At 65.0% G+C, this 19,211-nt stretch carries 19 protein-coding genes; 7 read left to right on the forward strand and 12 right to left on the reverse strand.

Translation table 11 applies throughout. From position 1 onward, the window contains the following. Nucleotides 1–87: 87 nt before the first annotated feature. Nucleotides 88–1,071 (forward strand): D-erythronate dehydrogenase, encoded by a 984-nt coding sequence (denD, locus tag ACCD03_RS13610; RefSeq protein WP_413411983.1) that lies wholly within the window; start codon nucleotides 88–90, stop codon nucleotides 1,069–1,071. On the opposite strand, the gene ACCD03_RS13615 is transcribed toward denD, so the two are convergent. Next, nucleotides 1,068–1,712, reverse strand: coding sequence for a response regulator (locus tag ACCD03_RS13615; protein ID WP_045205118.1), 645 nt, complete (start codon nucleotides 1,710–1,712; stop codon nucleotides 1,068–1,070). The two genes, denD and ACCD03_RS13615, sit on opposite strands and share 4 nt — an antisense overlap. Continuing rightward, nucleotides 1,709–3,148, reverse strand: coding sequence for a cache domain-containing protein (locus tag ACCD03_RS13620; RefSeq protein WP_413411984.1), 1,440 nt, complete (start codon nucleotides 3,146–3,148; stop codon nucleotides 1,709–1,711). Before ACCD03_RS13620 ends, ACCD03_RS13615 begins: the two co-directional genes overlap by 4 nt. Before the next feature lie 225 nt (nucleotides 3,149–3,373). On the opposite strand from ACCD03_RS13620, the gene ACCD03_RS13625 reads away from it, so the two are divergent. Together ACCD03_RS13625 and ACCD03_RS13630 are read left to right on the forward strand one after the other, a co-directional pair. Further along, a complete protein-coding gene (locus ACCD03_RS13625) occupies nucleotides 3,374–5,428 on the forward strand; it encodes a carbon starvation CstA family protein (RefSeq protein WP_045205119.1) in 2,055 nt (684 codons plus the stop codon). Nucleotides 5,429–5,436: 8 nt separating this feature from the next. Continuing rightward, complete coding sequence (locus ACCD03_RS13630; RefSeq protein ID WP_325655179.1) at nucleotides 5,437–5,631, forward strand: YbdD/YjiX family protein; 195 nt, start codon at nucleotides 5,437–5,439, stop codon at nucleotides 5,629–5,631. Between the two features lie 74 nt (nucleotides 5,632–5,705). Here the strand turns inward: ACCD03_RS13630 and ACCD03_RS13635 are convergent, their stop codons facing one another. From ACCD03_RS13635 to gabT, 5 genes are all read right to left on the reverse strand, one after another. Then, nucleotides 5,706–6,452: a tetratricopeptide repeat protein gene (locus ACCD03_RS13635; protein WP_325655177.1), complete on the reverse strand. Its 747-nt coding sequence runs from the start codon at nucleotides 6,450–6,452 to the stop codon at nucleotides 5,706–5,708. 103 nt (nucleotides 6,453–6,555) lie between these two features. Beyond that, nucleotides 6,556–7,191 (reverse strand): methionine biosynthesis protein MetW, encoded by a 636-nt coding sequence (gene metW / locus ACCD03_RS13640; RefSeq protein ID WP_045205121.1) that lies wholly within the window; start codon nucleotides 7,189–7,191, stop codon nucleotides 6,556–6,558. Then, nucleotides 7,188–8,402, reverse strand: a complete 1,215-nt coding sequence (gene metX / locus ACCD03_RS13645; RefSeq protein ID WP_325655175.1) for a homoserine O-succinyltransferase MetX — start codon at nucleotides 8,400–8,402, stop codon at nucleotides 7,188–7,190. Before metX ends, metW begins: the two co-directional genes overlap by 4 nt. Before the next feature lie 280 nt (nucleotides 8,403–8,682). Continuing rightward, the gene (locus tag ACCD03_RS13650; RefSeq protein WP_413411986.1) at nucleotides 8,683–10,185 is read right to left on the reverse strand and encodes an NAD-dependent succinate-semialdehyde dehydrogenase; all 1,503 of its coding nucleotides are present in this window, start codon (nucleotides 10,183–10,185) and stop codon (nucleotides 8,683–8,685) included. 4 nt (nucleotides 10,186–10,189) lie between these two features. Continuing rightward, nucleotides 10,190–11,470, reverse strand: a complete 1,281-nt coding sequence (gene gabT / locus ACCD03_RS13655) for a 4-aminobutyrate--2-oxoglutarate transaminase (protein ID WP_413411988.1) — start codon at nucleotides 11,468–11,470, stop codon at nucleotides 10,190–10,192. Nucleotides 11,471–11,623: 153 nt separating this feature from the next. Between gabT and ACCD03_RS13660 the strand changes: the two genes are divergently transcribed. Next, the gene (locus tag ACCD03_RS13660; RefSeq protein WP_413412007.1) at nucleotides 11,624–13,138 is read left to right on the forward strand and encodes a PLP-dependent aminotransferase family protein; all 1,515 of its coding nucleotides are present in this window, start codon (nucleotides 11,624–11,626) and stop codon (nucleotides 13,136–13,138) included. Nucleotides 13,139–13,201: 63 nt separating this feature from the next. Here the strand turns inward: ACCD03_RS13660 and slmA are convergent, their stop codons facing one another. The 3 genes from slmA to argB are packed head-to-tail and all read right to left on the reverse strand — an operon-like array spanning nucleotide 13,202 to nucleotide 15,681. Next, on the reverse strand, nucleotides 13,202–13,852 hold the full coding sequence (gene slmA, locus ACCD03_RS13665; RefSeq protein WP_045205124.1) for a nucleoid occlusion factor SlmA: 651 nt from the start codon (nucleotides 13,850–13,852) through the stop codon (nucleotides 13,202–13,204). A gap of 45 nt (nucleotides 13,853–13,897) precedes the next feature. Further along, complete coding sequence (locus ACCD03_RS13670; RefSeq protein WP_413411989.1) at nucleotides 13,898–14,755, reverse strand: pyrimidine 5'-nucleotidase; 858 nt, start codon at nucleotides 14,753–14,755, stop codon at nucleotides 13,898–13,900. Next, nucleotides 14,755–15,681, reverse strand: coding sequence for an acetylglutamate kinase (gene argB / locus ACCD03_RS13675; protein ID WP_045205126.1), 927 nt, complete (start codon nucleotides 15,679–15,681; stop codon nucleotides 14,755–14,757). The genes ACCD03_RS13670 and argB overlap by 1 nt, the downstream gene beginning before the upstream one ends. Nucleotides 15,682–15,852: 171 nt before the next feature. Between argB and ACCD03_RS13680 the strand changes: the two genes are divergently transcribed. Then, complete coding sequence (locus ACCD03_RS13680; protein WP_253535898.1) at nucleotides 15,853–16,446, forward strand: sigma-70 family RNA polymerase sigma factor; 594 nt, start codon at nucleotides 15,853–15,855, stop codon at nucleotides 16,444–16,446. A 42-nt stretch (nucleotides 16,447–16,488) separates the two neighbouring features. After that, nucleotides 16,489–16,701 carry a zf-HC2 domain-containing protein gene (locus ACCD03_RS13685; RefSeq protein WP_413411990.1) on the forward strand — a complete coding sequence of 71 codons (213 nt, stop codon included), beginning with the start codon at nucleotides 16,489–16,491 and terminating at the stop codon, nucleotides 16,699–16,701. A 216-nt stretch (nucleotides 16,702–16,917) separates the two neighbouring features. Here ACCD03_RS13685 and ACCD03_RS13690 read toward each other — a convergent pair whose 3' ends face one another. Together ACCD03_RS13690 and ACCD03_RS13695 are read right to left on the reverse strand one after the other, a co-directional pair. Continuing rightward, nucleotides 16,918–17,139, reverse strand: a complete 222-nt coding sequence (locus ACCD03_RS13690; RefSeq protein WP_045205129.1) for a hypothetical protein — start codon at nucleotides 17,137–17,139, stop codon at nucleotides 16,918–16,920. 46 nt (nucleotides 17,140–17,185) lie between these two features. After that, the gene (locus ACCD03_RS13695) at nucleotides 17,186–17,680 is read right to left on the reverse strand and encodes a copper chaperone PCu(A)C (protein WP_413412009.1); all 495 of its coding nucleotides are present in this window, start codon (nucleotides 17,678–17,680) and stop codon (nucleotides 17,186–17,188) included. 145 nt (nucleotides 17,681–17,825) lie between these two features. Here ACCD03_RS13695 and ACCD03_RS13700 point away from each other — a divergent pair, with 145 nt between their 5' ends. Then, entirely contained in the window at nucleotides 17,826–19,172 is a 1,347-nt protein-coding gene (locus ACCD03_RS13700) for an ATP-binding protein (protein WP_045205131.1), read from the forward strand. Nucleotides 19,173–19,211: the final 39 nt, after the last annotated feature.

Below are 19,211 nucleotides of genomic sequence, written 5' to 3' on the forward strand. Positions count from 1 at the left end.
TACAAGTTGAGTCGCAGAGCTTCATCCCTGTTTACCCTAGGCATCGACAAAACGCCGGGCGCTTACGTCAGGCAACAAGGAGACACCATGAACATCGTCATCACCGGCGGCGCCGGTTTCCTCGGCCAGCGCGTGCTGGCGGCACTGCTCCAGCAACCCGGTCTGCCCGGCGCGGACGGCGCGGTGCAGCCGATCGAGACCTTCATCGTGCTGGACCAGGTGGCCGGCCAGATTGCCGATGCGCGCGTGCGCTATGTGACAGGCGATGCTTCCGACCCGGCCCTGATCGCCCAGGTGATCGACGAAAACGTGGGCGGCGTGTTCCATCTGGCCGCCGTGGTGAGCGGCACCGCCGAGGCTGATTTCGACCTTGGCATGCGCGTGAACCTGGACGGCACGCGCGCATTGCTTGATGCGCTACGCGCGCAGCACGCCAAGACCGGCCGGGCGCCGCGCGTGCTGTTCGCCAGTTCAGTGGCGGTGTTCGGCGGTCAGTTGCCGGCCATCGTCACCGATGACACGGCTGCCACGCCGCAGGCTTCGTATGGCGTGCAAAAGCTGATGGGCGAATTCCTGGTGGGCGAGTATTCGCGCAAGGGCTACGTTGATGGCCGCGCCGTTCGCATCCCGACGGTGTCGGTGCGCCCAGGCAAGCCAAATGGCGCGGCATCGAGCTTTGCCAGCGGCATCATCCGCGAGCCACTGTCGGGCGAAGACGCCATCTGCCCGGTCGAAGCCGAGACCGAACTGTGGCTCGCGTCGCCGCGCCAGGTGGTGGCCTCGCTGCTGCACGCGTACACGCTGCCGGCGTCGGCATGGGGCAATCGCCGTTCATTGAATCTGCCGGGCATTACGGTCCGTGTGGGCGAGATGGTGGAAGCGCTGCGCAGGGTGGCGGGCGATGCGCCGGTATCGCGCATCCGCTGGGAGCCGGACGCACGGATCAAGGCCATCGTGCAAAGCTGGCCGGCGCGCTTCGATACCGCTCGCGCCGATACGATGGGCTTTGGCCGCGACACCTCGTTCGAGGCGATGGTGCGCGATTACGTGGAAGGCACGAAGGGCGTCTAACGGCCCTTTCCCAACTCCACCGCAAACTTCACCAGCTCCGCCTGCCCCTCGATGCCGAGTTTGCGCTTGAGGTTCAGGCGGTGCGATTCCACCGTACGCACGGATAGGCCCAGCTCGTCGGCGATGCGTTTGTTGGCATAGCCCTTGGCGATGCCATCGAGAATGTCGCGCTCGCGGGGCGTGAGCGCCTCGACCGGCGTGGGCATGACAGCCTGCTCGGCCATGCGCATCGCCAGCTGCGCGCTGTAAAACGGTCGGCCGGCCAGCACGGCGTCGATGGCCTCAACCAGCTCGCTGGCAGGCGCGTCCTTGAGCACGTAGCCACGCGCGCCCGCACGGATCACCTGCCGCACGTACTCCAGGTTGTCGTGCATCGACAGGACGAGCACGGCAATCTCGGGAAATTCCTCGGCAAACTTCTCGGTCAACGCAATGCCGTTCATGCCACGCATGCCGATGTCCATCAGTGCCAGATCGGGGGACAAGGTGCGCGCGGCCCGCAGGGCGGCATCGGCGTCACCGGCTTCACCCACCACTTCGAAATGCGGCACAGCTTCCAGCCGCATGCGCACACCATCGCGCACGAGCGGGTGATCGTCGACGAGAAGCAGTTTGACGGGCGCGGGTGTTCGCATATTCATACGAGGGAAGAAGAAGGAGCAGAAGCCAGTTGAGCGATGACGATATGCGGCAGCACAGCGCACACCTCGGTGCCGTGCGGGCCCGAGGCGACGGTACATGTGCCGCCCAGCGCGGCCATGCGTTCACGCATGTTGCGCAAGCCGATGCCGTGCTGCGGGTCCACCTGCACGGATTCCACATCAAAGCCGGGCCCGTTGTCGCGAACAGACAAGCGCACGGCATCAAGATCGTTTTCAAGCAGTACGCCGATGCGCGTGGCTTGCGTGGCATGGCGCTCGATGTTCGAGACAGCCTCCTGCGCGATGCGGAACAGCGCGGTGTTGCACGCGTCCGGTAGCTGCACGGGCGGCCCGACCACTTCGAGCGCAATCGCAAACCCCGGCTGGCTGTCTTCGTGCGCTTCGCGCGTTTCGCGCACAAGCAGCTCCAGCGCAGCCGCCAAGCCGAGATCATCCAGCAGGGCGGGACGCAGGTTGTGCGACACCCGCCGCACCTCGCCCAGCGCGCCGTTCAACCGATCAAGCGCGCGACGCAACATGCTGTCGGCCCGTTCGATGGACGGCGGCGACACAGGTGACGCTTCGAGATGACCATGCGCGGTTTCGAGCAGCAGCTTGGTCGACACCAGCACCTGGCTGATGCCGTCGTGCAACTCGCGCGAGACGCGCGCGCGCTCGTCTTCCTGAGACTTCACCACTTGCTGCGCGAGCTGGCGCAGCTTGGCGTCGGCCTGGCGGTGATCGCTCACGTTCAGCGCCAAACCGCTGCCGGCTACCAGCAGGATGCTGATCGCGGCAATGCCAACGACCCACGCCAGCGTCTGGTCGATGTTGGCCTGCGCGCGCTGGTCAATCTCTCGCAGGGTCTGCTCGATGTCATCCAGGTACAGACCGGTGCCCACCATCCAGCCCCACTGCGGAATTGGCTCGACATAACCGAGCTTGGGCACGCTCTGGTGCGTCGATGGCTTGTCCCACATATAGCGCACGAAACCGCCACCGGCCTGCGCGGCAGCCACCAGTTTCTGGATGGTCGGCTGGCCGCCCGAGTCCGTCAGGTCCCACAAGTCGCGTCCGACAAGTTCGGGCTGGCGCGGGTGCATCAGGTTGCGGCCGCGCAAGTCGTAGAGGAAAAAGTAGCCATCGGTGCCAAAGTCGAGGCGGGCGAGGGTGCGCATGGCTTCGTCGCGCGTGGCTTCGTCCCGGGCTGGGTCACCACTTTGGCCGGACGCAAGCAACGGGGCGATGGCACTCTGCGCAAGCTTGACGTAAGACCGCAGCTCGGTTTCCTTGGCCTGCAGGTACGCCGATTCCACCAACTGTCGCTCGTGCCGCGCCAGCGCAATCGACTGATGCCGCACGGTCAGCATGATCGCCAGCATGGCGATGGTCAGCGGTGCGACGGCGAGGAGCAGGATCTTCTGGCGGAGCTTCATGGCAAAACGCGGCGTGCGTTGCGGCATTGCAAGGTGGCGGAGCAGCCCCCGTCAGGTGTGGGGCTGCGTAGAACTACGGACGTGTGCTGCGTAGTCCTCCGCTTGTGGCGCGGGGTGAGGCTGGCAAATACTACACGCCCCTGTCACGGGGTAGGACTTACTGCAGGGATGAACCCACATCCCGCGTTCAGCAAATAACTTCGACCAAGGTTCGAGGAGACCGACATGAGCTTCGTCAGGCAACACCTGATCTGGCTGGTCGTTGCCATTCTTGGCGCGTCTGCCTTTGCCACCGTTGCGCTTGCGCGCGGCGAGGCAGTCAGCGCGCTATGGGTGGTGGTGGCCGCCGTATGCATCTATCTGATCGCGTATCGCTATTACAGCCGCTTCATTGCCGACAAGGTGCTCGGCCTGGACGGCACCCGCAAGACGCCCGCTTGGCGCTACAACGACGGGCTCGACTACGTTCCCACCAACAAGCACGTGCTGTTCGGCCACCACTTTGCGGCCATTGCCGGCGCTGGCCCGCTCGTCGGCCCCGTGCTGGCCGCACAGATGGGCTATCTGCCTGGCATGCTCTGGATTCTGGCCGGCGTGGTGTTTGCCGGCGCGGTGCAGGATTTCGTCGTACTGTTCATTTCCACGCGCCGCGACGGCCGCTCGCTGGGCGACCTGGTGAAGAGTGAGATGGGTACGGTGCCCGGCGTGATCGCGCTGTTTGGCGCGTTCCTCATCATGATCATCATCCTGGCCGTGCTGGCGCTGATCGTGGTGAAGGCGCTGGTTGGCTCGCCGTGGGGCACCTTCACGGTCGCCGCGACGATTCCCATCGCGCTGTTCATGGGCATCTACGTGCGCTACATCCGTCCGGGCCGCATCGGCGAGATCTCCATCATCGGCTTCGTGCTGCTGATGCTGGCCATCATCGGCGGTCAGGCGGTGCACGAAAACGCCGCGCTGGCGCCGCTGTTCACATTCGACGGCAAGGCACTCACGTGGATGCTGATCGGCTACGGCTTTGTCGCTTCGGTGCTGCCAGTGTGGCTGCTGCTTGCCCCGCGTGATTACCTGTCGACGTTCCTGAAGATCGGCACGATCATGGCACTGGCCATCGGCATCCTGATCGTCGCGCCGCAGATGCAGATGCCCTCGCTCACGCAGTTTGCAGGCGGCGGTGGCCCCGTGTGGTCGGGCAACATGTTCCCGTTCCTGTTCATCACCATTGCGTGCGGTGCGGTGTCGGGCTTCCACTCGCTCATCTCGTCGGGCACCACACCCAAGTTGCTGGAGAACGAACGCCAAGCACGCTTCATCGGCTATGGCGCGATGCTGATGGAATCGTTCGTCGCCATCATGGCGCTGGTGGCTGCTTCGGTCATCGACCCTGGCGTCTACTTCGCGATGAATAGCCCGGCAGCGCTGGTGGGCGCTACGCCCGATACGGTGGCACACACGCTGTCCACCTGGGGCTTCGTCATCACCCCTGACGTTCTGATCCAGACCGCCAAGGACGTCGGCGAAAACACCATCCTCGCCCGCGCAGGCGGCGCACCGACGCTGGCCGTGGGCATGGCGCACATCCTGCATCAGGTGGTGGGCGGCCAGGCCATGATGGCCTTCTGGTACCACTTTGCGATCCTGTTCGAGGCGCTGTTCATCCTCACCGCCGTGGACGCAGGTACGCGCGCCGGGCGCTTCATGCTGCAGGATCTGTTGGGCACTTTTGTGCCGGCACTCAAGCGCACGGATTCGCTCGTCGCCAACCTCATTGCCACGGCCGCGACCGTCGCACTGTGGGGTTACTTCCTGTACCAGGGCGTGATCGATCCGCTGGGCGGCATCAATACGCTGTGGCCGCTGTTCGGCATCTCTAACCAGATGCTGGCCGCGATTGCGCTCACGCTGGGCACCTGCGTGCTGGTCAAGATGAAACGCGACCGCTACGTGTGGGTGACGTTGCTGCCGACCATCTGGCTGCTGATCTGCACGCTCACCGCCGGCTGGCAGAAGCTGTTCGATCCGGACCCGAAGATCGGCTTCCTGGCGCACGCCAACAAGTACGCCAGCGCGATAGCCGAAGGCAAGCTGCTGGCTCCGGCCAAGTCGATGGCGCAGATGCAGCAGGTTGTGCTGAACGACCGCATCGACGCATTCCTGTGCGGTCTGTTCATTCTCGTGGTGGTGAGCATCGCTTGGTATGGCCTGCGCACGGTACTCAAGGCGCGCGCGGCAAGTCGCCCGACTGCCAACGAAACGCCGTACGAAGCGCTGGGCGCATGAGCACGGGCATGCGCGAAGAACTCGAAAACTTCGGCCGCTACCTGGGCCAGACGCTGCGCCTGATGGTTGGCGTGCCGGACTACGACACCTATGTGCGCCACATGCTGGAGACCCATCCGGGCCAGGCCGTCATGACGTACGAAGACTTCTTCCGCGAACGCCAGGACGCGCGCTACGCCGGACGCGTGGGTCGTTGCTGTTGATGGACGATTGAACGCGCTCCAAAGCAAAACCGCCGGTGCATGCAGCCATGCCCGGCGGTTTTTGCTTGCGTGCGCTACATGGACTGGCGTGCCGTTGTGGGCGGGTCGCCGTGCTTGGCGCGGTAGGTTTTCTCCACCAGTTCGCGCAGCTTGCCGAGCGCCCCCACATCCCCTTGTGCAGCTGCCCGGCCGTACCACTTCTTGGCCAGCTCGATATCCTGCGCCACTACGCCGGGTTCGCCACGCTCGTAATAGCTGCCGACGATGTACTGCGAAGGCCCATCGCCCCCCTCGGCCGCCTTCTTGTACCAGTTGAACGCACGCCCGTAGTCACGCGGCAAACCGCGCCCGGTGAAGTAGTTGGTGGCCAGCGCACGCTGTGCCTCGACATGCCCGCCCGCCGCAGCACGCTCGTACCACTTGTTGGCTTCTTCCAGGGAGCGCGGTACCAGCTCGCCGCGCTCAAACAATTCGCCATAGGCAAACTGCGCGTGGGTCATGTGGTTGTCGGCGGCACGGCGGAGCCATTTGACCGCCTCTTCTGGACGGGCGACGGTGCCTTCGCCGCGCATCAGCATCATCGCGTAGTTAAATTGCGCGAGCCGGTTGCCGCGCTGTGCAGCCTCGGCAAACTCGTCGAAGGCGTGGCCGAAATCGTTCTTCTCGTAATGCGCGATGGCGATCTGGGTGAGGGCGGCGGCATCGCCCTGTGTGTCGGCAGGTGACGTTGCTGCGGCTGCCAACGACATCGCCGTACTCATCGCCACCGCCAACACCGCCTGCAGCATGCGCGGACTTCTGCGCCGGTCCTGTCTGCTCATCGCGCGCTCCTCAACGGAAGATGGCCCAGTGTAACGCGCCATCCTGCTACGTGCGGGTGCGCACAAACCAGCACACCAGAGGCGCCCGCAGCTGCCGAGGCAATCAGCCCGCGCGCACCCGGTACACCGCCACGCTGCCGCGCCAGTTGGCCCCCCAGCGCACCACGCTGCCTTCGTGCAGCACAACGCGATCGAGAATCACCAGCCCCACCTTGGGCGCCAGCGCTTCAAAGTCGCGGATGGTCAGCACGCGCACGTTGGGCGTGTTGTACCACTCGTACGGCAGCGACTTGGACACCGGCATGCGCCCGCGGAAGATCGATAGCCGATGCGGCCAGTAGCCGAAGTTCGGGAACGACACGATGCACTCGCGGCCCACGCGCAGCATCTCGCGCAGCACCTGCGCCGTGTTGTGGATGGTCTGCAGCGTTTGCGAAAGGATGACCGTATCGAAGCTCTTGTCTTCGAACAGTGCCAGCCCACCTTCCATGTTCTGCTGGATCACGTGCACGCCCTTTTTCGCGGAGGCCAGCACGCCCGCATCGTCGATCTCGATGCCGTAGGCCAGCACGTCGAGCTCGTCCTGCAGCACGCGCAACAGGCTGCCGTCACCGCAGCCAAGGTCGAGCACGGTGGAGTTTGGCTCGATCCAGCGGGCGATGGCGCGAAAGTCCGCGCGGTCGGTCAGGATGTTCGGCACTGCGGACGGCGCAGCGGGGTTCAGCGTTTGCGTTGTCATGCGCCGATCTCCTGCGCGATACGTTCGTAATAGGCGCGGACCAGCGCGTGGTAGCGCGCGTCTTCCAGAAGGAAAGCGTCGTGACCGTGCGGCGCGTCGATCTCGCCGTAGGTGACGGGATGCTTGTTGTCGAGTAGCGCCTTGACCAGCTCGCGGCTGCGCGCGGGGGCGAATCGCCAATCGGTCATGAAGCTGACGACGAGATAGCTCGCCTTGGTATGCGCGACAGCCTTGGTTAGGCTCCCGCCGTAGGCCAGTGCGGGGTCGAAGTAGTCGAGCGCACGCGTGATCAGCAGATACGTATTCGCATCGAAGTACTCGGCAAACTTGTCGCCCTGGTAGCGCAGGTAGCTCTCGACCTGGAACTCGACGTCGAACGAGAAACGGATGTCGTCCGCCTTCAGCTCGCGGCCGAATTTCGCAGCCATGTCTTCATCCGACAGATACGTGATGTGGCCGATCATCCGGGCCACGCGCAGGCCGCGCTTGGGCTTGACGTTGTGCGCGTAGTAATCGCCGCCGTGGAAGTCAGGGTCGGACAGGATCGCGCTGCGCGCCACCTCGTTGAAGGCGATGTTTTGCGCCGACAGCTTGGGCGTGGACGCCACCACCACGCAGTGCCGCAGCCGGTCCGGATACATCAGGCTCCAAGCCAACGCCTGCATGCCGCCGAGGCTGCCGCCCATCACTGCCGCAAATTGCTGGATGCCGAAGCGATCAGCCACGCGTGCCTGGGCGTTCACCCAGTCTTCCACCGTCACCACGGGAAAGCGCGCGCCGTAGGGCAGGCCGGTTTCCGGATGCGGGCTCATGGGGCCGGTCGAGCCGAAACACGAGCCCAGGTTATTCACCCCGATGACGAAGAAGCGGTTGGTGTCGACCGGCTTGCCGGGGCCGACCATGTTGTCCCACCAGCCGACTTCGCCCTCGGCGTGCACGCCCGCCACGTGGTGCGAGGCGTTGAGCGCGTGGCAGATGAGCACGGCGTTGGAACGGTCGGCATTGAGCGTGCCGTAGGTTTCGACCATCAGGTCGTAGCCGCTGATCTGCGAGCCGTTGCGCAGTTGCAGCGGCTCGGCAAAATGCATGCGCTCGGGCACGACCAGGCCGATGGCGTTGGCCGGCTTACCCTGATGTGCCTTCGGAGAGGATGAATCGGCCTGCGCCGCATCGGCTGCGGTGACCGCGGTGTCAGCCTGGATGTCTGTCATGGCACCAAAGAAAAAACCCGACCGGCAACGCTGTTCACGCAACCAATCGGGTTCTCATGTGGCGCACGTGGGGCGCTTGCTTTCACCGCCCCCGCTCTGACCGAACCTCTTTAGCCGCATTTGTAATGAGAGCCCAGAGCCACATTCGTGGATGTCTGAACTCCCGCGCGCCCGCAAGCCAGTCGTCAAATCGGCGCGCCAGAGGAAGGTGATTATAGAGCAAGCGGCGGCGGACGCATCACCGCATCGTGATGCGTCCGATCCCCGACCATACGCGGGGTCAAAGGCCGGCCATATTGATGTACTTGATCTCCAGGTATTCGTCGATGCCGTATTTCGAGCCTTCGCGGCCGAGCCCCGATTGCTTGACGCCGCCAAACGGCGCTTCGGCCGTCGAAATCAGCCCCGTGTTGACGCCGACCATGCCGGACTCCAGCGCGTCCGAAACGCGCCACGCGCGGCCCAGATCGCGCGTGTAGAAATACGCAGCCAGGCCGAACTCGGTGTCGTTGGCAGCCGCCACGGCTTCGTCTTCCGTGTCGAAGGGAATGAGCGCAGCCAGCGGGCCGAACGTTTCTTCATGCGCGACCAGCATGCCCGGCTTCGCATCGACCACGACGGTCGGCTCGAAGAACGCACCGCCCTGTGCGGACAGCGCATGCGGCTTGCCGCCCACCAGGACGCGCGCACCTTGGCGCACGGCGTCGTCCAGATGCTGTTGCACCTTATCCATCGCGCGCATGTGGATCAGCGGGCCCTGCTGCACGCCGGGCTCCGTGCCGTTGCCGACGCGCAGCGCACACACGGCGTCAGCCAGCTTGGCAGCAAACGTGTCGTAGATGCCGCGTTGCACGTAAAAGCGATTCGCGCACACGCAGGTCTGGCCTGCGTTGCGGTACTTGGCGATCATCGCGCCTTCCACCGCCGCATCGACGTCGGCATCGTCAAACACGATGAACGGCGCGTTGCCGCCCAGTTCGAGCGACAGCTTCTTGATGTCGTCGGCGCACTGGCGCATCAGCAAGCGGCCGACCGCAGTGGAGCCCGTGAAGCTGAGCTTGCGCACGATCGGGTTGGATGTCAGCTCGCCACCAATCGCCTGCGAATCGCCCGTGACGATGGACAGCAGGCCCGCCGGCACGCCAGCGCGCACGGCCAGCTCGGCAAATGCGAGCGCACAGTAGGGCGTTTCCAGCGCGGGCTTCACGACCATCGAGCAACCGGCTGCAAGCGCCGGGCCGACCTTGCGCGTCATCATCGCGATGGGGAAATTCCATGGCGTGATGGCCGCGCTCACGCCGATCGGCTCCTTCTGCACGACGATGCGGCGATCGCCCTGCGGCGAGGGAATCGTGTCGCCATAAATCCGGCGTGCTTCTTCCGCAAACCATTCGATGAACGAAGCAGCGTAGGCAATTTCGCCGGCGGCTTCCGGAAGCGGCTTGCCTTGCTCGGCCGTGAGGATGGCGGCGAGATCCTGCTGGTGCTCCATCATCAAATCGGCCAGCTTGCGCAGGATCCTGGCGCGATCGCGTGCGCTCACCTTGCGCCAGGCGCGTTGCGCAACCTGTGCGGCATCGATGGCTCGGCGCGTTTCGGCGGCGCCCATGCCGGGCACGGTGCCAATCTTGCGGCCGGTGGCGGGGTCGGTCACGTCGCGCGTGGCGCCGTCATCGGCATCGGCCCAGGTGCCGGCGAGAAACGCCTGCGTGCGCCACAGGCCGGGGTCTTTCAGTGCGATCGGTGGCGTAACCGGCGCGCTCGGCAGATCGGTGCGGGTCATAGTGTCAGCCCTCCAGTGCGCGTTGCAGGATGGCAAGACCCTCTTCGAACACCGCGTCTTCAATCGTGAGCGGGAACAGGAAGCGGATCACGTTGCCGTACCCGCCGCACGACAGGAGGAGCAGGCCGGCTTCGAGCGCCCGCTGCTGCACGAGCTTGGTGAAATCGGCGTCCGGCTTGCCGTCCGGCGTATTGAATTCGACAGCAACCATCGCGCCCACGCCACGCACTTCGGCAATGCGCGACTGCTTGGCCTTGGCAGCATTCAGTGCGTCAACCAGACGTGCGCCCAGCGCGGCGGAGCGCTCGCAGAGTTTCTCGTCAGCAATGATGTCGAGCACCGCATGTGCGGACGCCACCGCTAGCGGGTTGCCGGCGTAGGTGCCCCCGAGCCCGCCCGGAGCCGGCGCGTCCATGATTTCTGCGCGGCCCGTGACGGCAGACAGCGGCAGGCCGCCTGCCAAGCCCTTGGCCATCGTCGTGATGTCCGGCAGCACACCGGTGTGCTCCATGGCAAACAGCTTGCCGGTGCGAGCAAAGCCGGTTTGCACTTCGTCGGCGATCATCACGATGCCGTGTTCATCGCACAGCGCACGCACGGCGCGCACGAAATCGGCGGGCATCTGGTAGAAGCCGCCCTCGCCCTGCACCGGCTCGAAGATGATGGCTGCCACCTGGCGCGGATCGATATCGGCCTTGAACAGGCGCTGAATGGCGTCAAGCGCATCCTGCGTGCTCACGCCATGCAGCGCGACGGGCGCCGGCACGTGATAGATGCTGCCCGGGAACGGCCCGAAGCCCGTCTTGTACGGCACCACCTTGCCCGTCAACGACATGCCCATGAACGTGCGGCCGTGGAACGCGCCCGTGAGCGCGATCACACCCGGGCGGCCCGTGTGCGCCCGTGCGATCTTGATGGCGTTTTCCACAGCCTCGGCGCCAGTGGTGAAGAACGCGGTCTTCTTGGCGTGCGAGCCTGGCGTGATCGCGTTCAGGCGCTCGGCCAGCTCGACGTACGAACCGTACGGCACGATCTGGAAAGCAGTGTGCGTGAAGTGATCCAGTTGCTCGCGCACGGCCTGCTCCAGACGCGGGTGGCGATGGCCCGTGTTGACCACGGCAATGCCGGCCGCGAAGTCAATGTAGCGGCGGCCTTCCACGTCCCAGAACAGGGCGTTCTCGGCGCGCTCGGCGTAGCGGTCGGTCATCACACCAACGCCGCGCGGCGTAGCTGCCAGGCGGCGGGCATTCCATTGGGCGTTCTGTTGCGGGTCTCGGGCGTTCATGGCGGTCGTGTGCGTTGGGTCAAGAAAGAGGCGATGCGAGCCAGTGTGTCCTCATTGGCTCTGTACAATAAGACCCAATCAGGTTTTTCTTTTGGAACCACTTTGGCTCCATCGCGCACCATGGCCGACCACTCACCCACCCACCGCGCCAGCATGCTGGTCGACTACCTGCAACGCCGCTTCGACCGTGCAGAGCCGGGCGGCGAGCCCGACCACCGCCGCCTGTACCGCGTGTTGCAGGAAGGCATCCTGCGCGACGAGCTGCAGCCGGGCACGCGTCTGCCGTCATCGCGACAGTTGGCTACCGAGCTGGGCATTGCGCGCAACACGGTCATCCACGTCTATGAGCAACTCAGCGTGGAAGGCTACGTGTCGGCAGGCGTGGGGAGTGGCACCTTCGTCGCCGATACCGCGCCAGACCGGTTGGACGCCGCCCCCGCACCGGCCGCAGCGGTTGCCGCAGTGGCGCCCGCGCCGATCACCGAAGCGGTCACGCCGTCTGCGCCGATGCTTTCTACGCGCGGCCGGGCGCTGGTGCGCGATGCGGGCGCCAGCTCGCGCCAATGGGGCGCCTTCATGCCGGGCGTGCCGGAGGTGCGGATGTTTCCGGCGCGGATCTGGTCGCGCTTGCACAACCGGCTGCTGCGCAAGCCTTCACCCGCGCTGCTGACGTATCCCGTTGGCGCGGGCTACCTGCCACTGCGCACCGCGCTGGCCGATTACCTGCGCACCGCGCGTGGCGTGCGCTGCGAGCCCGAGCAGATCATCGTCACTGCAGGCATCCATCCGTCGCTCCAACTCATCGCGCAACTGCTGTGCGACGCCGGCGACAGCGCATGGATCGAAGACCCCGGCTACTGGGGCGTGCGCAGCGTACTCACCGCTGCGGGCGTGCGCACCGTGCCACTGCCGGTGGACGATGAAGGCATGCGCTTTGACATCCCCACGCGCGGGCGTCAGCGCAGCAAGCCGCCGAAGCTCATGGTGGTCTCGCCATCGCACCAATACCCGCTCGGTTCGGTGATGAGCCTCGCGCGGCGCCGGGCGCTGCTGGCCACGGCCCACGCCACCGATGCATGGATCGTCGAAGACGACTACGATAGCGAATTCCGCTACGGCAGCCGCCCGCTGCCCTCACTGCAAGGGCTGGATGAAGGCGGGCGCGTGCTCTACATGGGCACGTTCTCGAAAGTGCTGTTCCCCAGTTTGCGGATCGGCTATCTGGTCGTGCCGCCCGCGCTGGCCGATGCGTTTACGACGGGGCTGTCGGAGATGTTCCGCGGCGGCCAGATTCTCACGCAGGCCGTGCTGGCAGATTTCATTGCGGAGGGGCATTTCGTCTCTCACATCCGGCGCATGCGCGGGGTGTATGCGGAACGGCGCGAAACGCTGCTGGCGTCCATCGCCCACGAGTTTGGCGACGCGCTGCCCGTGCATGACGGCGCGTCGGGCCTGCATCTCGTGCTGGGCTTGCCGGCCGGCACCAACGATGTGGCCGTTGCTGATCTGGCACTCGCCAATGACGTCGTCACGCGCCCGCTCTCACGTTATTACCAGGACGATGCGCGGCGCCTGCCTGGGCTGCTGCTCGGCTATGGCCATGTGGAAACCGAGCAGATCGCAGCGCGGTTCCACACGTTAGCGGAGGCGGTACGCACCATCGGCTGACCAACGCTGCGCGCAACAAAAAAGCCCCGCAATTCGGGGCTTTTTTTTGGGGGTGACGCACATTCAGGCCAACAGCACCCGCAACTGCGCATCCGCACCTTCCACCGGAGACTTTCGGAAGCCGCTCTTGGCGTACCGATGCCAGCGCCCCAGCACCGCACACACAACCAAGTTGGCGCGCGAAGCGATGTCGGCATCCGCCGGCCAGGCACCCTGCGTGACCGCCATGCGCAAACTCTGCTTGAGCGACGCTTCGATGCGATCCAGGCACTGCGCCATGCGCTCGGGCAGGCGCTCGTCTTCGCCGACCAGCGCGTCGCCCACCAGCACGCGCGTCATGCCCGGATTCTTGTCGGCAAACGACAGCAGCATGTGCGCGATGGCATGCGCTTGGCGCAGGCCGTGTTCTTCACGCAAGGTGATCTGGTTGATGAGGCCGAAGACGGTCTGTTCGATGAATTCGATCAGCCCTTCGAACATCTGCGCCTTGCTGGCGAAGTGGCGATACAGCGCCGCTTCGGAGACATCCAGCCGTGCAGCCAAGCCCGCGGTTGTGATCTTTTCGCCACGCGGATGCTCGAGCATGCCGGCGAGCGTCTGCAGAATCTGCACGCGGCGCTCGCCCGGGCGGGGGCGTTTGCGTACCGGCGGTGCTTCTATGGCGACGTCCGCGACCGGCTCGGCGGTCGGAAACTCCGTTTGCGCGTTGCTCATGACTTCCTGGCCCCTCTCCCGTTCCGAGCGCGGAGTTACCACTGCCTAGCCGCGTCGAACAAGCCTTCGTTTTAGTTGAAGCACCGATTTTACTTTCACGCTCACATAGCCGGGCCGGTTGGCGAACAAAATCGGTGTGGCAGCCGGTTGATGTGGTGAATTTGCACGCGCGCCCATCGCCTCAGCTTGCATTGGGTGCAATGCATCTGCAGCGGAAGTCGGCTGCACGCCGGGCGGCACGCGCCGCAAATAGCCCGTCACCCATACCGTGCGAATCCCCAGGCGCCGATAGCGTTTGAGGTGAGAAAGCGTGTCTTCGACGAGGATGGCGCGCGATGGCGCAATACGTTCGCGTGCGAGCAATCGGCGCAGCATCAGCGGGTCAGGTTTCGGGCGCAAGCGCCGGTGCACCCACATGTGCTCGACGGCAATTTCGCGTAGGAACGCGCGCTTCAGGCCAATGAGCCGCAGCACCTCGCGCGCGTAGGCGGCCGGCGCGTTGGTCAGCAGAATCTTGCGCCCCGGCAGGGCGCGCAGCAGTTGGGCGAGGCCGCGCTCCGCGCGCACCATGGCGCGCAGGTCTTCAAAGCGGTGGGCCTCGGCAAGGAAATCAGCGGGGTCGACGCCGTGATGGCGGACCATGCCCAGAATCGTGGCGCCATAGCGGCGCCAATAATCCACGCGCACCTGGCTGGCTGTGGCGTCGTCCGTGCCGAGCACGCGCGCCACATACTCCGTCATCAGCCGGTTGATCTGCGGAAAGATCGCGTGCGATGCGTGGTGAAGGGTGTTGTCGAGGTCGAACAGCCAGACCGGCTGCCGGGCGGGTGGGGAGCCCGCCGGCACCTCGCGCGGGAAGGCGCGCGCAGCATGGCGCACCCGCACCGCCCGAGTGGTTCGCATCAGTGCGAGCGGATCATCGTGCCGAACGCCTGTTCGGTCAGGATTTCCAGCAGCAGCGAGTGCTCGATACGGCCATCGACGATGTGCACCGAGTTCACACCGCTCTTGGCAGCATCCAGCGCCGACGAAATCTTCGGCAGCATGCCGCCCGAAATCGTGCCGTCGGCAAACAGCTCGTCGATCTCGCGTGCCGACAGGTCGGTCAGCAGGTTGCCCTGCTTGTCCATCACGCCGGGAATGTTGGTCATCATGACCAGCTTCTCAGCCTTCAGAATCTCGGCCATCTTGCCGGCCACGACGTCGGCGTTGATGTTGTAGGCCTGGCCTTCGTCAGAGAAGCCGATGGGCGAAATGACCGGAATGAATGCGTCGTCCTGCAGCGCCTTGACCACGGCCGGATTGATCGTCTCGATGTCGCCCACGAAGCCGATATCGATGAACTCCCCCGGGCGCTCGCGGTCCGGCATCTTCAGCTTCTTGGCGCGGATGAGGCCACCGTCCTTGCCGGTCAGGCCGACCGCCTGGCCGCCGTATTGGTTGATCAGCATGACGATGTCCTGCTGAACTTCGCCGCCGAGCACCCATTCGACCACCTCCATGGTCTCTTCATCGGTCACACGCATGCCCTGGATGAAGGTGCCTTGCTTGCCGACCTTCTTCAGGGCTTCGTCGATTTGCGGGCCGCCGCCGTGCACCACCACCGGGTTCATGCCGACCAGCTTGAGCAGGATCACGTCGCGCGCGAAGCCGTGCTTGAGCTTTTCCTCCGTCATGGCGTTGCCGCCGTACTTGACGACGATGGTTTTGCCGTGAAACTTGCGAATGTAAGGCAGGGCCTGCGCGAGAATTTCAGCCTTCAACGCCGGCGCAACGTGCGCGAGTTCGGGGGCGAGGCCAGCAGGGTCGGGGGCAGCAGAAGCGGTCATGACGGTGACATCCGGTTGGGCGGGTATGATGGAACGCCGAATGTCGCGTGCTACAAAAACGAAGCAGCCCATTTTCGGCAGGCGCGATTTTACAAGAAAAGGCGCTACGGTCTGATGGCGCACCTTGCGTGCCTGCCATACCGTTGCCACGAAAGAACACCCTGGGGAAACATGGCCATCGCACCCGACCAACTCGACGCGCTGCGCCCTCACCTGCTGCGCTTTGCGCAACTTCAATTGCGTGACACGGCCCTGGCTGAAGACACGGTGGCTGACACCATCCTGGCGGTGCTCGAACACCCGGAGCGCTTTGCCGGCAACGCCTCGCTCAAGACGTACGTGATTGGCATCCTCAAGCACAAGATCATCGACGCGATCCGCTCAGGACGGCGCGAAGTGCGCGTCTCGCTGCTTGCGGGCGGTGAATCCGACGAGGCTGGCATGCGTTCCGACGAGGACGTCTTCAATAGCCTCTTCGCCGCCGACGGCCATTACAACAGCCCGCCGTCCGACTGGGGGGACCCAGATGCCGCGCTGTCGCGGCGGGAGTTCTTCGACGTGCTGCAGATGTGCGTCGATCGCCTGCCGCCGCGCGTTGGCCGCGTCTTCATGATGCGCGAATGGCTGGAGCTGGAAACCGACGAAATCTGTCAGGAATTGCAGATCACGGCGACCAATGCCTGGGCGCTGCTCTACCGTGCCCGCATGCGCCTGCGCGAGTGCCTTGACCTGCACTGGTTTGGCAATCAGCCCGCCGCCGCCTGAATCGCACATAGGCGCACCTGAGCCGCATCACAGAGAACAACCATGCCGAACCGCTGGGGACTGCCCACCTGCAAAGAAGCCCACCGCATGCTGGTGTTGAAAATGGACCGCGACCTGTCCACGGGCGAGCGGCTACGCCTGCGCGTGCATCTGTTTGCCTGCGATGCGTGTACGCGGTTCTCGCACCAGATGGGGTTTCTGCGCCAGGCGATGCACAAGCTCGGGCAAGACGACGACGGGAGCAGCCAAGCGTGACCTCGTCGGCCGCCAACGCCGTCTGTGCAATTTGCGCCGCGCAGATGCGCTGCGGAGCCATCGGCGACGGCAAGCAGCCCGACACAACATGCTGGTGCACGACCGAAGAAACGCTGCCTGCCAGCGCGCGGCGCCCGGGACAGGGCTGCCGCTGCCAGCGTTGCCTGCGCGAAGCGATTGCGCAGGCAAGGGCAGCGTCTGAATCCAACTGACTGATCAGTCCTTGTCTTTGCTGTCGTCGTCGAGCGTGCGCAGTGCGCGACGGACGTCGGCTCGGCCGCGCTGGCGTTCAGCGTGGCCGCCTTCGGTATGGGCGCCGGATTTACGGCCGCGGGCGAGCGGCACGAGAAAGTTGCGCGGGCGCGCAGTGCCAGCCTTCGTTGATGGCTCGATGCGAAACGTCAGTTTCTGGCGAGTGCCCAGTGTCTTGTTAGCCATGGGAAGGCTCCCTTGCGTGGCTTGAAGCGACACTCGCCGCAAGCCATCAATGTTTGTGTTCGCCGCCATGGTTCATGGCGGGCATGTTGCCGGCGGTCAGGTCGCGCACGCGGGCCTCAACCTTCTGCTCGACGACGCGCTTGTCGGCCAGCTCCACCTTGAGTGTGATGGGCACGGTGGTGTCCTTCACCAGCGGCTGCTTCAAGTTCATCAACATCACGTGGTAGCCGCCCGGCTTGAGCTGCACGGTCTGGCCCTTGGGCAAGTCCAGCGACGGCATCGCGCGCATGCGCATCACGTCGCCCTCCATCTTCATCTCGTGGATCTCGGCCGTGCCGGCCACGGGCGTCGATACGCCAACCACCTTGGCACCGTCGGCCGATTGCAGCGTCATGAACGCGCCGCTGGATGCCTGGCCCGGCACGGTGCCGCGCACCCAGGCGTCCTGCACCGTGACCTGTGCGAAAGCGGCGGCGCTGGCGAGCAAGCCTGCCGTGAGCACAGCCAGGCAAGCGGAAGAACGGATCGATCGGGACGTCATCATCAAGGGCTCCTGTCGGGGACAAACGTGCTGCGCATTAAAGCACAGCGTCTGTGGGGAGATAGGTTGGGTGCACAATTGTGCGGCTGATTGAGGCATCGCCGCGCGGAGAACCGCGCGGTGCGCACGTTTACACTTGTCCACCATGCTTTTCACCCTGTCTCTTGCCGCGCCACTGCTGGACGCATCCAGTTTACGCCGCCTCTTCTGGCTGCGATGGAGTCTGCTGGCCACTCAACTAGTCCTGATGCTGCTCGCGCCGCTGGTATTTGGCGTGCAACTACCGGTGGTGCCGCTGCTCAGCGTGATGGGCCTGCATGCGCTGTTCAACCTGCTCACCGGATGGCGCGTGCGGCGCAACCGGCCCGTGCAGCATATTGAGATCACCATTCAACTTCTGGTGGACCTGACCGCACTGTCCGCCCTGCTGTATTTCACAGGTGGCGCGACCAATCCGTTCGTCTCGTTCTACCTGCCGGCACTGGCAATTGCGGCGGCCATGCTGCCGATCGCACACGTGGTTGGCCTGACGCTCTACGCGCTGGCCGCCTACAGCATGATGCTCGGCAACTACATCCCGCTGAAGCTGGCGAACCAGGCCGATGCGGTGGCATATCACCTGGCGGGTATGTGGATCGATTTCGTGGCCAGCAGCGCGATGATCGCCGGATTTACGGCGCGCCTGTCCGCCGCGCTGCGCGAAAGCGATGCGCAACTGACCGAAGCGCGCGAGCGACTGCTGCGCGAGCAACGCATCGAAGCCCTGATGTCGCAAGGCGCGAGCGTGGCGCACGAGATGGGCACACCGCTGTCTACCGTAGCAGTCATCACCGGCGAGCTGCAGCACGACGCGAAGCAGCCCGATTCCCCGCTCGGCCCGTATCGCGAAGACCTGCGCGCCATCGAGCAGCAACTCGAACTGTGCCGCGCCGCCCTCGCGCGCCTGCAGCGCAAACCCAACGACGGTGCGCCCGAGCCACTCGGCCAATGGTTGCCCGATTTCACGCAGACGTGGCAGCTGCGGCATCCGGACATCCGCCTCCACACGGAGACGTCGCCCGCGGCGCAAGCGGTGGAATTGGACGCAGTGAATGTCGGCCAGATCCTCACCATCCTGCTGGACAACGCAGCCCGCAGCCAGCACCACGCCGGGCGCGACCTGGTGCCGCTGCTGCTGACCGCCAAGATCGACGCCAATCCGGATGTGCTCCGCGATATGCCGCCGCAGATCGTGCTGTCCATCGTCGATACGGGGTTGGGCTTACCGGAAGACCTGCGGACGTCGCTCGGCCGCACGCCGGTGCCAAGCCGGCATGGCGGTCACGGCATCGGGCTGTATCTGGCCTCCACCACGGCGCGCCGCCTGGGTGGTACCGTGGTGCTTCGTCCGAACCCGCCCCAAGGCGCCATTGCCGAACTCCGACTGCCGGTTGGCGGTCCGATGGAACACGCGGCCGCCCCCATCATTGGCGCACCCACCCTCTTCACATAACGAGACGGCCTGACGCAGCCCCGCGCACGTACGGCCCCG

Source organism: Ralstonia sp. Ralssp135, assembly GCF_047304345.1.
GTDB classification, from domain to species: domain Bacteria; phylum Pseudomonadota; class Gammaproteobacteria; order Burkholderiales; family Burkholderiaceae; genus Ralstonia; species Ralstonia chuxiongensis.

Excerpts from the sequence above, each read along its gene's own strand:
- ACCD03_RS13630 (WP_325655179.1), top strand. The coding sequence starts at position 5,437 with ATGCGCGAAGAACTCGAAAACTTCGGCCGCTACCTGGGCCAGACGCTG.
- ACCD03_RS13700 (WP_045205131.1), top strand. The coding sequence starts at position 17,826 with ATGCTTTTCACCCTGTCTCTTGCCGCGCCACTGCTGGACGCATCCAGT.
- ACCD03_RS13650 (WP_413411986.1), bottom strand. The coding sequence starts at position 10,185 with ATGACCCGCACCGATCTGCCGAGCGCGCCGGTTACGCCACCGATCGCA.
- metW (WP_045205121.1), bottom strand. The coding sequence starts at position 7,191 with ATGACAACGCAAACGCTGAACCCCGCTGCGCCGTCCGCAGTGCCGAAC.
- ACCD03_RS13680 (WP_253535898.1), top strand. The coding sequence starts at position 15,853 with ATGGCCATCGCACCCGACCAACTCGACGCGCTGCGCCCTCACCTGCTG.
- denD (WP_413411983.1), top strand. The coding sequence starts at position 88 with ATGAACATCGTCATCACCGGCGGCGCCGGTTTCCTCGGCCAGCGCGTG.
- ACCD03_RS13660 (WP_413412007.1), top strand. The coding sequence starts at position 11,624 with ATGCTGGTCGACTACCTGCAACGCCGCTTCGACCGTGCAGAGCCGGGC.
- ACCD03_RS13635 (WP_325655177.1), bottom strand. The coding sequence starts at position 6,452 with ATGAGCAGACAGGACCGGCGCAGAAGTCCGCGCATGCTGCAGGCGGTG.
- slmA (WP_045205124.1), bottom strand. The coding sequence starts at position 13,852 with ATGAGCAACGCGCAAACGGAGTTTCCGACCGCCGAGCCGGTCGCGGAC.
- ACCD03_RS13685 (WP_413411990.1), top strand. The coding sequence starts at position 16,489 with ATGCCGAACCGCTGGGGACTGCCCACCTGCAAAGAAGCCCACCGCATG.
- ACCD03_RS13690 (WP_045205129.1), bottom strand. The coding sequence starts at position 17,139 with ATGGCTAACAAGACACTGGGCACTCGCCAGAAACTGACGTTTCGCATC.
- ACCD03_RS13615 (WP_045205118.1), bottom strand. The coding sequence starts at position 1,712 with ATGAATATGCGAACACCCGCGCCCGTCAAACTGCTTCTCGTCGACGAT.
- gabT (WP_413411988.1), bottom strand. The coding sequence starts at position 11,470 with ATGAACGCCCGAGACCCGCAACAGAACGCCCAATGGAATGCCCGCCGC.
- ACCD03_RS13670 (WP_413411989.1), bottom strand. The coding sequence starts at position 14,755 with ATGCGAACCACTCGGGCGGTGCGGGTGCGCCATGCTGCGCGCGCCTTC.
- argB (WP_045205126.1), bottom strand. The coding sequence starts at position 15,681 with ATGACCGCTTCTGCTGCCCCCGACCCTGCTGGCCTCGCCCCCGAACTC.
- ACCD03_RS13625 (WP_045205119.1), top strand. The coding sequence starts at position 3,374 with ATGAGCTTCGTCAGGCAACACCTGATCTGGCTGGTCGTTGCCATTCTT.
- ACCD03_RS13620 (WP_413411984.1), bottom strand. The coding sequence starts at position 3,148 with ATGAAGCTCCGCCAGAAGATCCTGCTCCTCGCCGTCGCACCGCTGACC.
- ACCD03_RS13695 (WP_413412009.1), bottom strand. The coding sequence starts at position 17,680 with ATGACGTCCCGATCGATCCGTTCTTCCGCTTGCCTGGCTGTGCTCACG.
- metX (WP_325655175.1), bottom strand. The coding sequence starts at position 8,402 with ATGACAGACATCCAGGCTGACACCGCGGTCACCGCAGCCGATGCGGCG.